This is a genomic window from Lentzea fradiae, from assembly GCF_900100955.1.
Taxonomy (GTDB): domain Bacteria; phylum Actinomycetota; class Actinomycetes; order Mycobacteriales; family Pseudonocardiaceae; genus Lentzea; species Lentzea fradiae.
In genome coordinates, this window is the sequence record NZ_FNCC01000001.1 from 814,466 (window position 1) to 827,665 (window position 13,200).

Annotated in this window: 12 protein-coding genes; 11 read left to right on the plus strand and 1 reads right to left on the minus strand. The window is 71.3% G+C overall.

The window, feature by feature from the left end; genetic code table 11:
- The first annotated feature begins 11 nt into the window (after positions 1-11).
- From BLT23_RS03605 to hemL, 10 genes are all read left to right on the plus strand, one after another.
- The gene (locus BLT23_RS03605) at positions 12-923 is read left to right on the plus strand and encodes a TIGR03619 family F420-dependent LLM class oxidoreductase (protein WP_090045520.1); all 912 of its coding nucleotides are present in this window, start codon (positions 12-14) and stop codon (positions 921-923) included.
- A complete protein-coding gene (locus tag BLT23_RS03610; RefSeq protein ID WP_218133613.1) occupies positions 910-1,878 on the plus strand; it encodes a LysR family transcriptional regulator in 969 nt (322 codons plus the stop codon). Before BLT23_RS03605 ends, BLT23_RS03610 begins: the two co-directional genes overlap by 14 nt.
- Before the next feature lie 144 nt (positions 1,879-2,022).
- Entirely contained in the window at positions 2,023-2,937 is a 915-nt protein-coding gene (locus BLT23_RS03615; protein WP_218133614.1) for a DMT family transporter, read from the plus strand.
- 207 nt (positions 2,938-3,144) lie between these two features.
- Positions 3,145-3,855, plus strand: coding sequence for a maleate cis-trans isomerase family protein (locus BLT23_RS40530; protein WP_176946570.1), 711 nt, complete (start codon positions 3,145-3,147; stop codon positions 3,853-3,855).
- Positions 3,852-5,021 (plus strand): FAD-dependent oxidoreductase, encoded by a 1,170-nt coding sequence (locus BLT23_RS03620; RefSeq protein ID WP_176946571.1) that lies wholly within the window; start codon positions 3,852-3,854, stop codon positions 5,019-5,021. Before BLT23_RS40530 ends, BLT23_RS03620 begins: the two co-directional genes overlap by 4 nt.
- A complete protein-coding gene (locus tag BLT23_RS03625) occupies positions 5,018-5,818 on the plus strand; it encodes an aspartate/glutamate racemase family protein (protein WP_090045526.1) in 801 nt (266 codons plus the stop codon). Before BLT23_RS03620 ends, BLT23_RS03625 begins: the two co-directional genes overlap by 4 nt.
- Entirely contained in the window at positions 5,818-6,810 is a 993-nt protein-coding gene (gene hemB, locus BLT23_RS03630; protein WP_090045529.1) for a porphobilinogen synthase, read from the plus strand. Before BLT23_RS03625 ends, hemB begins: the two co-directional genes overlap by 1 nt.
- Before the next feature lie 2 nt (positions 6,811-6,812).
- Positions 6,813-8,099 carry a glutamyl-tRNA reductase gene (gene hemA, locus BLT23_RS03635; RefSeq protein ID WP_218133615.1) on the plus strand — a complete coding sequence of 429 codons (1,287 nt, stop codon included), beginning with the start codon at positions 6,813-6,815 and terminating at the stop codon, positions 8,097-8,099.
- A complete protein-coding gene (locus BLT23_RS03640) occupies positions 8,096-10,138 on the plus strand; it encodes an acetate--CoA ligase family protein (protein ID WP_090045534.1) in 2,043 nt (680 codons plus the stop codon). The genes hemA and BLT23_RS03640 overlap by 4 nt, the downstream gene beginning before the upstream one ends.
- 2 nt (positions 10,139-10,140) lie before the next feature.
- Positions 10,141-11,472 carry a glutamate-1-semialdehyde 2,1-aminomutase gene (gene hemL / locus BLT23_RS03645; RefSeq protein ID WP_245743573.1) on the plus strand — a complete coding sequence of 444 codons (1,332 nt, stop codon included), beginning with the start codon at positions 10,141-10,143 and terminating at the stop codon, positions 11,470-11,472.
- Between the two features lie 52 nt (positions 11,473-11,524).
- On the opposite strand, the gene BLT23_RS03650 is transcribed toward hemL, so the two are convergent.
- Positions 11,525-11,941, minus strand: a complete 417-nt coding sequence (locus BLT23_RS03650) for an organic hydroperoxide resistance protein (protein ID WP_090045538.1) — start codon at positions 11,939-11,941, stop codon at positions 11,525-11,527.
- Positions 11,942-12,085: 144 nt separating this feature from the next.
- On the opposite strand from BLT23_RS03650, the gene BLT23_RS03655 reads away from it, so the two are divergent.
- Positions 12,086-13,192 (plus strand): CaiB/BaiF CoA transferase family protein, encoded by a 1,107-nt coding sequence (locus BLT23_RS03655; protein WP_090045540.1) that lies wholly within the window; start codon positions 12,086-12,088, stop codon positions 13,190-13,192.
- The last annotated feature ends 8 nt before the right edge of the window (positions 13,193-13,200 follow it).

Genomic DNA, 13,200 nt, shown 5'->3' on the forward strand with positions numbered 1-13,200 from the left:
GGGAGCACCTGATGAGGTTCGGCGTCAACATCCCCAACTACGGCGACCGCGCGGAGCCCGCCGAGATCCTGCGCTGGGTCCGGCACGCCGAACAGCTCGGCTACCACCTCGCGATGGTCTCCGACCACGTCGCGCTCACCGCCGACGTCGAGCGCCTGTTCCCCGCGCCGTTCTACGACCCGTTCGCCACGCTGTCGTGGCTCGCGGGCCAGACCAGCAGCATTGAGCTCGGCACGACCGTGATCGTGCTGCCGTACCGGCATCCACTGCTGATGGCGAGGATGGCCGCGGCGATCGACCAGTTCAGCGGCGGACGGCTGGTGCTGGGCGTGGCCGCGGGCTGGGCGCCGGGCGAGTTCGCCGCGGTCGGCGCCGACTACCGGTCCCGCGGCCGGATCTCGGACGAGTCGCTGCGCGCCATGAAAGCGTTGTGGAACAACGACATAGCGAAGTTCGATGGCTCTTTTGTCCGGTTCGGACCGGTTGCGACGGGTCCGCGGCCCGCGCGGTCCATCCCGATCTGGGTCGGTGGGCACAGCACGGGTGCGGTGCGACGGGCGGTGCTGCACGGCGACGCGTGGCACCCGACGTCGGTGCCGCCGGGCTACCTGGAGCAGATCGGGATGCCGCAGCTGCGCCGCGTCGCCGAGCAGAAGGGACGGCCGGTGCCGGCCCTGGTGCCGCGCATCAAGCTGAGGACCACCACGCGGCCGTTGCCCGATCGCGACCGCATCCTGGGGGAGGGCACGCTCGACCAGCTCCGCGGGGACCTGGCCGCGCTCGCCGGGCTGGGAGCCACCCACGTGGTGCTGGACACGACGTATCCGGGGGAGACCGTGCGCAAGCCCGCCGAGCACTATCTGGGGTTGCTCGAACTGGTCGCTTCCGAGATCGTGGACCTCAAGACCGGTGAGCTGCGGTGAACCGGACGTGCACGCCGTGCGCCGAGGGGGCGTGATGGGGGACCTGGACGTCCGCAAGCTGCGGATGCTGCGCGAGCTCGACGAACGCGGCACCGTCGCCGCCGTCGCGCAGGCTCTGCACCTCACGCCGTCCGCGGTGTCGCAGCAACTCGTGGCGCTGTCGAAGGAAGCGGGCGTCCGCCTGATCGAGCCGGTCGGCCGCCGGGTCCGTCTCACCGAGGCCGCCCGCGTGCTGTTGCGGCGTGCCAACGACATCTTCGCCGAGCTGGAACGCGTGCAGGCCGATCTCCTCGCCTACTCGGAAGGCTCGGTGGCCGAGGTGCGTGTCGCGGGGTTCGCCGCCACGCTGTCCGGCCTGGTGCTGCCCGCCGTGCGCGAGCTGCGCGACAGCCATCCCGGTGTCGCGGTGCGGCTGGTCGAGGCGGACCCGCCGCACTCGTTCGACCAGCTGGTGCGTGGCGACGTGGACGTGGTGCTGAGCCTGGAGTCCAAGGACAGCCCCGCGGCCACCGACCGCCGCTTCCACCGGGTCGCGCTGCTGGCCGAACGCTTCGACGTGGCGTTGCCGGTCCACCACCCGCTCGCGCACGCACCGGCCGTGCGGCTGGCGGACCTGGCGAACGAGGCGTGGATCTTCTCCAACACGGGGACGTGCCGCGACATCTCGTTCGCCGCGTGCATCGCGGCCGGCTTCACCCCCGAGATCGTGCACCACATCGGTGACTGGGAGGCGACCCTGGGCGCCGTCGCGCTCGGACTGGGCCTGGCGCTGGTGCCGAGGCTCATCAACGCGGGACCGCGCGACGACGTGGTGATCAGGGTGCTCGACGCGGAGCAGCCCACCCGGCACGTGTTCGCGGCCGTGCGCAGCGGAAGTGAGGAGGCGCCGCACCTGGCCGCGGTGCTGGGCGCCTTGGCGGAGGCGGCCGAGGTGAAGGCCGCCCAGCGCGGCTGACCGTTCAGTTCTGCTGCACGGTCGAGAGCGAAAATTCTCGCTGGAACTTCACGCAGGCGCGTGTGAAGCTCGTCCCAGAACCACTTCAGTCTGGATTCCCCACATGAGGAACAGGGATTTTCGATGTCTGCTGCCGTGTCCAGGATGAGCCTGGTGAGGCTGATCGCGCTCGGCCTCATCTGGGGCTCGGTCTTCCTCTTCATCAAAATCGCCGGATACTCCTTCTCCCCGGTGCAGATGGTGTTCGCCCGGCTGGTGCTCGGGGCGGTCGTGCTGCTGCCGTTCGTCTACAGCCGGGGCGGGAGGCTGCCCAAGGGAAAGGCCATCTGGGGCCACCTCACCGTCGCCGCGCTGCTGGGCAACGCCATTCCCTGGGTGCTCTTCGCCTGGGGTGAGCAGCACGGCTCGTCGAGCGTCGCGGGCGTGGTCAACTCGACGACGCCGCTGTGGACCATCGTCGGCGCCTACGTGCTCGGCCAGGACCGCAAGCTGACCGCCACCAAGATCGGCGGTGTGCTGCTCGGCATGATCGGCACGATCATCATCGCGGCGCCGTGGAACGCGGCGTCGACGGGGAGCACGAGCAGCGTCGTCGCGTTCGTCGTCGGCACGGTCAGCCTCGGCGCGAGCTTCGCCTACATGGGCAGGTTCCTCGCGGGGCGCGGCATCCCGCCGCTCACGCTGGCCGCGTCCCAGCTCACGGCCGCGAGTGCGTTGCTGCTGGTCGCGATGCCGTTCGCGGGCCTGCAGCCGGTGCACCTGCGGACCGACGCGCTGATCGCGATCGTCGTGCTCGGGCCGATCTGCACGGGTATCGCCTACGTCCTGAACTTCCAGCTGATCACCAAGGACGGCCCGACCGTCGCGTCGACCGTCACCTACCTGTTCCCGATCGTCTCGGTCGCGCTCGGCGCGCTGGTGCTCAGCGAGCCCGCCGGCTGGCCGCTGTACGTCGGCGCGGTCGCGTCCGTCGCCGGGGTGGTGCTCGTGCGCCGCAAGCCCAAGGCCGCCGCGCAGGCATCCTCTCCCGCCCCGGCACCCGCGGCGGCGAAGGGCTGACCCCCACACCCCTCCCGCCCGGCGAAGGGCCTCCCGGAATGCGACCCGGGAGGCCCTTTTTCGTGACGGGAATCGCTTCGGCTTCCCGAAGCCCTTTATTCACCGGGCAATTCTGCGGACTCCCGTAGTGAACTTCTCCCGCCCCGTCAATAACGTCTGCGGCAACGCCAACAGCGCCGCATCGGGACGCGAGGAGGACATGGGGGAATGGTCAACCCAACCGCTCCACGACTGGGTGTCGTGGTGCCGTCAGGAAATGCGGCGGTCGAACCGGAGATCTCCGCTCTGCTGTCCGGTCACGTGCACGTCCACGCCACGCGTTTCCCGTTGTTCACCGAGTTCGAGCAGCGGGAGCGGATCGCCAGGTACAACGAGGCGCTGGCACCGGCGATCGCCTCGTTCGGCCGCCTCGGCGCACGGGCGGTCGTGGCCGAGTGCAGCGGCTCGCACTACCTGCAAGGGCCGGCGCGTGAACAGGAGTTCTGCGACGACCTGAGCGCGCGGTTCGGCGTCGAGGTCACGACCGTGACGCGGACCGTGCTGGCGGCCTTGGCGAGCATCGACGCCACCGAGGTCACGCTCGTGTCGCCGTACGCGCAGTGGCTCACCGACCTCTCGCAGGGGTACTGGGAAGCAGCGGGCATCAAGGTCCGCGACATCGTGAAGGTGCGGTCCAGCAAGGGTTTCTCGCCGTACGACGTCTCCACCGACGAGCTGGTCGAGCAGGTCCGCGCGGCCGACCGCCCGAAGGACGAGGTGCTGCTGATGACCGGCACCGGCATGTTCACCCTCGCCGCGCTCGAAGAGCTCAAGGCGGGCGTCGAGCGCACGATCATCACGTCGAACCTGGCCACCGCCTGGTGGTCGCTGAGCAGGCTCGCGCCGGACGCCGTCGTGAACTGGCGGCTGGCGCCGTGATCGCGGTGGTCGGAGCGGGCCCGGTCGGACTCACCGCGGCGCTCGTGCTGGCGCACAACGGAGTTCCGGTGACGCTGCTGGAACAGGGACCTGCCCTCGGCACGGCCTCGCGCGCCTCGACGTTCCACCCGGCCACGCTCGACCTGCTGGCAGGGCTCGGCGTCGCGGACGAGTTCATCGCACAGGGCCGCAAGGTCCACGACCTGCAATGGCGCGACCGTTCCGGTGCGCTGCTGACGCGGATGAGCTACCACGCCATCGCCGACCGGACGGCGCACCCGTTCCGCCTGCACGCCGAGCAGACGGTGCTGACCCCGTTGTTGCTCAAGCGACTCACGGCCGAGGTCCGCTGGAACACGGCGGTCACCGCGGTGCACCAGGACGACGACGGCGTCGAGCTGGTCACCGGCAACGGCACGCTCCGCGCCGACTACGTGATCGCGGCAGACGGGGCGCACAGCGCGGTCCGCACCGCGCTGGGCCTGGACTTCCCCGGCAAGGAGTACCCGACCTACGCGCTGCGCGTCATCACGACCACCGAGCTGGACCGGTTGCTGCCGGGCCTTTCGCCGATGACGTACTTCCGCGATCCCGTGCAGTCGTGCAGCGTCCTCGGCCTGCCCGACCACTGGCGGGTCATCCTGCGCCTTCCGCACACCGCCGACCCGGCGGACGTGGCGGTGGAAGAGCTGCTGCACAAGGCTTTGCCGACGTTGGCCGACCGGGTCGAGGTGCGTGAGGCGCACACCTACCGCACCTCGCGCCGCGTGATCGACGACTACCGGGCGGGACGCGTCCTGTTCGCGGGCGACGCGGCCCACCTCACCTCCACCGCCGGTGGCATGAACATGAACTGCGGCATCCACGACGCGGTCGACATCGCCACGGCACTGTCCCACGTGGTCAACGGCGACCACGGAAGCGCACTGCTCGACGAAGCCGCGCGGCGCCGCCGGAACGTGGTCGTCGACCACGTCATCCCGGCGAGCGAAGCACGAGTGTCCGGGGTGGACGGACAAGCGGGCTCAGTCGACGCCGCGGTGCGGGAAATCGCTGTCACAGCGAGCAGTCCGATCGAAGAGGCGCGGTACCTCGTGCGAGCGTCGATGCTCGACACGGCCCCCGGGTACCCGGCGCCCACACTCGAAGGGTCCGTCGCATCGTGAGAATCTGGTTCCACAAGCACACCGTCGAAGGCCGCCTGCCACTGCTCGACGAGTGGTACCGCAAGCACCTGGCCGAAGTCACGTCGCCCGGCACCGAGATCGTCATCAAGACGCTGCCGGAAGGCACCTACGACACCGAGACCCCGTTCGACCTCGTCAAGTTCGGCGCACTGCAGATCCACTTCAACGCGTACTTCGCCCGTGGCGCGGTCGAGGCCGAACGTCAGGGCTTCGACGCCTGGGTGATCGCCGCGGGCCAGGACCCCGGCCTGCACGACGGCAGGGCCCAGACGTCGATCCCGACGCTCGGCTACGGCGAGACGAGCTTCTTCTACTCGGCCATGCTGGGCTACCGCTTCGGCGTGCTGGGTTTCATGCCGGCGTTGCGCGAGATCATCACCGAGAACATCGAGCGGTACGGCCTCACCAGCAGGCTCGCGGCCTACGAGCTGGTCGACGACGGCCACGAGGCCGTGCGCCAAGCGCTCGACGGCGACTTCGACCGCTTCATCGAGGTGTTCGACGTGGCCGCGAAGAAGGCCGTCGCTGCGGGCGCCCAGGTGCTGATCCCCGGCGAGGGCATCCCGGCGGAGATCTTCTGGCACCTCGGCACCAAGGAGCTGCACGGCGTCCCGGTGATCGACCCCGCCGGGCTGCTCGTGCGGCAGGCGGAGCTCGCGGTGCACCTCAAGAACCTCGGCGTTGTCACGCGTTCCACGGCGGGCTACTGGTTCCGCCGCCCCGACGGCGCGCTCACCGAGCACGTCGAGAACGTCTTCCTCGGAAAGGCCGTCTGATGTCCTCCTCCTCGGCACAGTTCCCCGCCGCCCGCCCGCGCAGGCTCCGCCGCACACCCGCGTTGCGCAGGCTCGCCACCGAGACGCGGCTGCACCCTGGCAACCTGGTCCAGCCGTTGTTCCTGCGCGAGGGCCTCGACCAGCCTCGTGAGATCAGCTCCATGCCCGGCGTGTACCAGCACACCCGCGAGTCGCTGCGCAAGGCCGCCGCGGAGGCCGTGAGCGCCGGTGTCGGCGGCCTGCTGCTGTTCGGCATCCCGGTGGAGAAGGACCCGCTGGGCCTCGGGGCGACCGACCCGGACGGCATCCTCCAGGTGGCGCTGCGCGACGTCGTGGAGGAGGTCGGTGACTCGACCGTCGTCATCGGCGACGTGAACCTCGACGAGTACACCGACCACGGCCACACCGGCGTGCTCGGCCCTGACGGCGACGTGGACAACGACGCCAGCATCGAGCGCCTCGCGGACATGGCCGTCGTGCAGGCGCAGGCCGGTGCGCACGTGATCGCGCCCAGCGCCATGATGGACGGCCAGGTCGGCAGGATCCGCGAGAAGCTCGACGAGGCCGGCTTCCCGAACGTGCCGATCATGGGCTACTCGGCCAAGTACGCCTCGGCGTTCTACGGCCCGTTCCGCGACGCCGTCGAGTCGTCGCTGACCGGCAACCGCCGCGCCTACCAGCAGGTGCCGGGCAACATCCGCGAGTCGCTGCGCGAGGTCGACCTCGACCTGGCCGAGGGCGCGGACTTCGTGATGGTCAAGCCCGCGGGGGCCTACCTGGACATCGTGCGGCTCGTCGCCGACCACGTGGACGTACCGGTCGCGGCGTACCAGGTCTCCGGCGAGTACTCGATGATCGAGGCCGCCGCCGCCAAGGGCTGGCTGGACCGGGATCTGGTCGTGCTGGAGAGCCTCCACTCCATCCGGCGCGCCGGCGCGTCGATCATCATCAGCTACTGGGCGACCGAGTTCGCCACACGTCTGGAGCGGTGACCGTGGGAGACGTCAAGCTGACCCTGCTGGGCATCAGCCACTCGTCGGCGCCGGTGGACGTGCTGGAGCGCGTGGTCATCTCCGGCGAGGAGCTGGACGAGGTCCTCAGCGAGATCAACTCCGCCGAGGAGTTCGGGGCCGTCTACGCGCTGTCGACGTGCAACCGCATGGAGTTCTACGTCGAGAAGCGGGCGGACGAGGCCGCGTCCCTGTTGCGCGCCAGGCTGGTCGAACGGCTCGGTCTGTCCGAAGAGGACGCGTCGCGGTTCCTGTACCAGCGTGAGGGCACGGACGCGGTGCGGCACCTGTACTCGGTGTCGAGCGGCCTGGAGTCGATCGTCATCGGCGAGGACCAGATCCTCGGCCAGGTCAAGGACGCGCTGGACCGGTCGCGCCGCCTCGGCACGGCCGGGCCGCTGGTCAACCAGCTGGTGCAGTCCGCGATCCGCCTCGGCAAGCGGGTGCGGACCGAGACCGACATCAACCGGGCGGGCCGCTCGCTCGCCACGGTCGGCCTCTCCGCCCTGGAGCACGTGGTGGGCGCGATGTCCGGCCGCTCGGCGCTGGTCGTCGGCGCGGGCGCGATGGCGGGCGTGGTCGTGGCGGCGTTGCGCGGCAGCGGGCTGGCCCGCATCGACGTGGCGAACCGGACGCCGGAGAAGGCCGCCCGGCTCGCGGAGACCACCGGCGGCAGCGGTTTCGGGCTCGACGAGCTGCCGAGGCTGCTCGCGGACGTGGACCTCGTCGTGACGTGCATCAGCGGCACCGGGGCGTTGATCACCGCCGCGGACGCGGAGGAAGCCGTGCGCCACCGCGACGGTTCGCCGTTGTTCCTGCTCGACCTCGCCCTGCCGCGCAACATCGCGGGCGACGTGGCCAAGGTCGACGGCGTGTCGCTGGTCGACCTGGAAACGCTGGCGGGCGCCGGTCCCGACGAGGCGGCACTGTCCAGTGTGGCCTCGGTGCGGGCCCTGATCGACGGCGAGGTCGAGACGTTCCTCGCCGCGCAGCGGGCGGCGAAGGTGGCGCCGGCGCTGGTGAAGCTGCGGACGGTCGCGTCGACGACGGCGGAGGCCGAGCTGGGCAGGTTGTTCCGGAAGGTGCCGACGTTCGACGAGCAGCACCGCTCGGAGATCACGCTGTCGGTGCACCGGATCGTGGAGAAGGTGCTGCACGGGCCGACCGTGCGGGCACGGGAGCTGGCGGGTGCCCCGGACGGCTCCAGGTACGTGGAAGTGCTGGGGAAGTTGTTCGACGTCCCCGGCGAACGGGATGAGGTCGTCGCATGAGTGAGCTGTCGCTGTTGTGGAACGCCGAGTCGGTCGCCGTCATCGGCGCGACCGAACGCGAGGGCGCGCTGGGCCGCAAGCCCGTCGCGTACCTGCAGCGGTACGGCTATCCCGGCCGGATCCTGCCGATCAACCCCAAGGGCGGCACGATCCTCGGCTACCAGGCGTACCCGTCGGTCCTCGACGCGCCCGGCCCGATCGACCTCGCCTTCATCGTCGTGTCGGCGGACCGCGTGCCCGCCGCCGTCGACGACTGCGTGGCCGCCGGGATCAAGGTCGCGATCATCGCGTCCTCCGGGTTCGCCGAGACCGGTGACGAGGGCGCGGCGCTGCAGGCCGAGACCGTGGCGCGGGCACGGGCGGGCGGGCTGCGCCTCGTCGGCCCGAACTGCATCGGCGCCGTCGGTTTCGGCAACAAGGTGATGGCCACGTTCAGCCCGCTGTTCTCGGCGGAGGCCGTGGTGTCGCTGGAGCCGGGCGGGCTCGGCATCGTCAGCCAGAGCGGCGCGCTGGGCTTCGGCGCGGCGTCGCTGGGCATCGAGCGCGGGATGCGGCCGGGCTGGGTGATCACCACCGGCAACGACGCCGACGTGTCCGCGCTGGAGGTCCTCGCCGAGCTGGCCCAGGAGCCGTCCTGCACCGGGTTGCTCGGCTACCTGGAGAACGTGCCGGACGTCGACGCCCTGCGGTCGCTCGCGAGCTCGGGCAAGCCGGTGGCGCTGCTGAAGTCCGGCCGCAGCGAGGAGGGCGGCCGTGCTGCGGCCTCGCACACCGGCGCGCTGGCCACCGACGACAGGGTGCTCGACGCTGCTTTGCGCCAGTTCGGCATCGTGCGCGCCGGGGACATCGACGAGCTGCTCGACGCCGGTGACGCGTTCACCTCGCCGCGCAGGCCGAAGGGTCCGCGGGTGGCGGTCGTGACGACCTCGGGCGGTTCGGGCATCCTCGCCGCGGACGACGTGGTGGCGCAGGGTCTCGAGCTCACGCCGCTGAAGGACGAGACGCGGGCGGCGCTGGCGGAGATCATCCCGAGCTTCGGCTCGGCGGACAACCCGGTCGACATCACCGCCGCCGTCCTGAGCGACCCGTCGCTGTTCGACAGGTCGCTGGACGTCATCGCGGCCGACGACACCGTCGACATGATCATCGGCTGCTTCTGCGTGATGACCGACGGCGACGTGGACAAGGCCGTGCGGGCGCTGGCGAAGGTGGCGGAGAAGTCCGGCAAGCCGGTGCTGGTCTCCCGCACCGGAGCGGACTTCCTCGCCCCGAACGCCAGGGCGACGCTGCGGGAGGCCGGCCTGCCGGACTACCCGTCGCCCGCGCGTGCCGTCCGTGCCGCGGCGGCCCTGTGGCAGGTGAGCCGGCCGCGTGCGACGGACTCGCTGGCGGGCTTGGGAATCGCGACTCCCGCCGCCGAGCTGACCGAGCCGGAGCTCAAGGCGTTGCTGGCGGACGCCGGTCTGGCCGTTCCGGTCGGGAGGGTCGTGGCGTCGGCCTCCGAGGCCAAGGCCGTGACGGACGAGGTCGGCGGGACGGCCGTGTTCAAGGCGGTCGTGCCGGGCCTCGTGCACAAGACCGACGTCGGAGCGGTGAAGGTCGGCGTGGCCTCGGCCGATGCCGCGGACGCGTTCGACGAGCTGTCCGCGTTCGGCGGTGCCGTGCTGGTCGAGGAACTGGTCGGCGAGGGCGTCGAGCTGATCATCGGTGTGCGCACGTCCGACCTCGGTCCGGTGCTGACGCTCGGACTCGGCGGCATCTTCACCGAGGCGCTCGACGACGCGACCTCGCGGCTGCTGCCGCTCGCCCCCGGTGATGCCGAGGCGATGGTCGGCGAGCTGCGCGGCAAGGCGCTGCTCGACGGTGCGCGGGGCCGTGCCGCCGCGGACGTGCCGTCGCTCGTCCGCACGCTGGAGACCGTCGCGGCACTGGTCTCGGACTGGGAGGGCGGTTTCGAGCTCGACCTGAACCCCGTGCGGGTCCTGGAGTCGGGCACGAAGGTGCTCGACGCCGCGCACGTGATCGCGAAGGAGGCGTGACGGTGACTCTGTCCATTGTGGATGCCGATCGCATCGGCGAACCGGCGGAGGCTCCCGCCTCGGACGCGCTGTTCCACCGGGCGCAGAAGATCGTGCCCGGAGGCGTGAACTCGCCGGTGCGGGCGTTCCGCGCGGTCGGTGGCACGCCGCGGTTCATGAAGAGCGGCAAGGGCGCGTACATCACCGACGCCGACGGCCGCGAGTACGTCGACCTCATCTGCTCCTGGGGTCCGATGATCCTCGGGCACGCGCACCCCGCCGTCCAGGAGGCCGTGTACGAGGCGATCGGGCAGGGCACGTCGTTCGGCACGCCCACGCTGAACGAGGTCCTGCTGGCGGAGGAGATCGTGGCCCGCGTGGACCCGGTCGAGTCGGTGCGGCTGGTCAGCTCGGGCACCGAAGCCACGATGTCCGCGATCCGGCTGGCGCGCGGCTTCACCGGCCGCACCAAGGTCATCAAGTTCGCGGGCTGCTACCACGGTCACGTGGACGCGCTGCTGGCCGCCGCGGGCTCCGGTGTCGCCACGTTCGCACTGCCGGACACCCCGGGTGTCACGGGTGCGCAGGCGAGCGACACCATCGTGTTGCCGTACAACGACCTCGACGCGGTGCGGGCGGCCTTCGAGGCCAACCCCGACACGATCGCGTGCGTGATCACCGAGGCGTCGCCGGGCAACATGGGCGTCATCCCGCCCGCACCCGGCTTCACCGCGGGGCTGCGCGAGCTGACGTCCGCGCACGGCGCCCTGCTGATCTCGGACGAGGTCATGACCGGGTTCCGCCTCTCCCGCGCCGGCTGGTACGGGCGAGAGGGCGTGGCCGCGGACCTCTTCACGTTCGGCAAGGTCATGGGCGGCGGCTTCCCGGCGGCGGCGTTCGGCGGGCGCGCGGACGTGATGGCGCACCTCGCCCCGGCCGGCCCGGTGTACCAGGCGGGCACGCTGTCCGGGAACCCCGTCGCCACGGCGGCGGGCCTGGCCACCCTGCGGCACTGCACGCCCGAGGTGTACACGCACCTCGACGCCGCGGCGGTGGTCGTCGGCGGCATGATCTCCGACGCGCTGGCCCGCGAAGGCGTGGCGCACCAGGTGCAGCACAGCGGGAACATGTTCTCGGTGTTCTTCGCCGAGGAGCCCGTCACGGACTTCGACTCGGCGAAGGCCAGTGAGACGTTCCGGTACAACGCGTTCTTCCACGCGATGCTGAACCAGGGCGTCTACCTGCCGCCGTCGGCGCTGGAGTCGTGGTTCCTGTCGGCCGCGCACGACGAGAGCGTGCTGGACCGGATCGCCTCGGCGCTGCCGCTGGCGGCGAAGGCCGCGGCTTCGGCCTGACGGAAGCGAAAAGGGGGATGCCGACCGGCATCCCCCTTTTTCCCTTCCGTGCTCACACCTTCGCGGTGACCTCGACGTCGATGTTGCCGCGGGTGGCCTTCGAGTAGGGGCACCGCTGGTGCGCCTGGCCGACCAGGTCGTCCGCCTGCTCCTGGCCGAGACCGGGCAGCACGGCGACGATCCGCGCGCCGAGGTGGTAGCCGTCGTCGCCCTTCACCAGGTCCACCGAGACCGTCACGGTGCTGTCGGTGAGGTCGGCCCCGGCGTTGCGGGCGACCAGCCGCAGCGCCGAGTGGAAGCACGCGCCCCAGCCCGCGGCGAAGAGCTGCTCGGGGTTCGTGCCCGCACCGCTGCCGCCCACCTCCTTCGGGCTCGCCAGTGCCAGGTCGAGCACGCCGTCGGCGGACCTCGCCGTGCCCTTCCGGCCGTCGCCGCTCGACGTCACGTCCGCCGTGTAGACCACAGACATCCTCGTAGCTCCTCAGAGGTTCGTGTTTGGGGCCGACGCTAGGAGCGGTTTCGGCGGCAGGTCACTACGGGACCTCGTAGGGACATCGCGCGCCCGCGCGGGAAAGGTGGGCGGCGTTGACGTTCTCGACCTGATGGAGGGGCCGTGCCTGGTCCGTTGGAAGGCGTGCGGGTGCTGGAGATCGGCGGGTCGGTCGCCGCGGCGTTCGCCGCGACCGTGCTCGCCGACCTCGGTGCCGACGTGCTGCGCATCGACCGCGCGGCGCAGGTGCCGGACGCTCCGGTGGAGCCGCTGCCGGACCCGCTGGCCCGTGGCCGCCGGTCCGTGGCCGTGGACCTGAAGCACGCGGACGGCCCCGCGGTCGTCCTGGACCTGGTGGCACGGGCCGACGTGCTGATCGAGGGCGGACGGCCGGGCAGCGCGGAGAAGCTCGGCATCGGCCCGGAGATCTGCCTGCAGCGCAACCCAGGACTCGTCTACGGCCGGGTCACCGGCTGGGGCCAGGACGGCCCGCTGGCCAGGCGGGCGGGCCACGACATCACGTTCCTCGGCGTCACGGGCGCGTTGTCGGTGCCCGGCCAGGCGCCCGCCACGCCGCCGCCGTACTACCTGTCGAGCTTCGCGGGTGGCGCGCTCCAGCTGGTGATCGGCGTCCAGGCGGCGTTGCTGGAACGGGCCAGGTCCGGTCAGGGCCAGGTGGTCGACGCGGCGATGGTCGAGGGCACGGCGCTGCTGTCGGTGCTGGTCGACCAGTGGCGCAAGACGCCCGGTCGCGTCACGGTCGTCGACGCGCCGTTCTACACGACCTACGAGTGCGCGGACGGCCGCTTCCTGTCGGTCGGCTCGGTCGAGCCGCACTTCTACCGCGAGCTGCTGGACAAGCTCGGCCTGGGCGATCTCGACCTGCCCGGCCAGTACGACGAGTCCGGCTGGCCGCTGCTGACCGAGAAGATCGGGGAGGCGTTCCGGTCCAGGGACAGCACCGAGTGGGAGAAGGTCTTCGCCGACTCCGACGCCTGCGTGGCACCGGTCCTGGCACCGGACGAGGTCGCGGGCCACCCGCACCTCCAGGCGCGTGAGTCCTTTGTGGACGTCGGTGGTCAGCACCAGCCCGCACCCGCGCCGCGCTTCTCCCGTTCGGAGCGCGTGACTCCGGCACCCGCCCCCTACGCGGGACAGCACACCGCGTCGGCGCTGGGGGACTGGGGAGTGGACGGCTGGACGGACAGCGGCGCGGTCCGAGGCGTCTGATGCCGCGG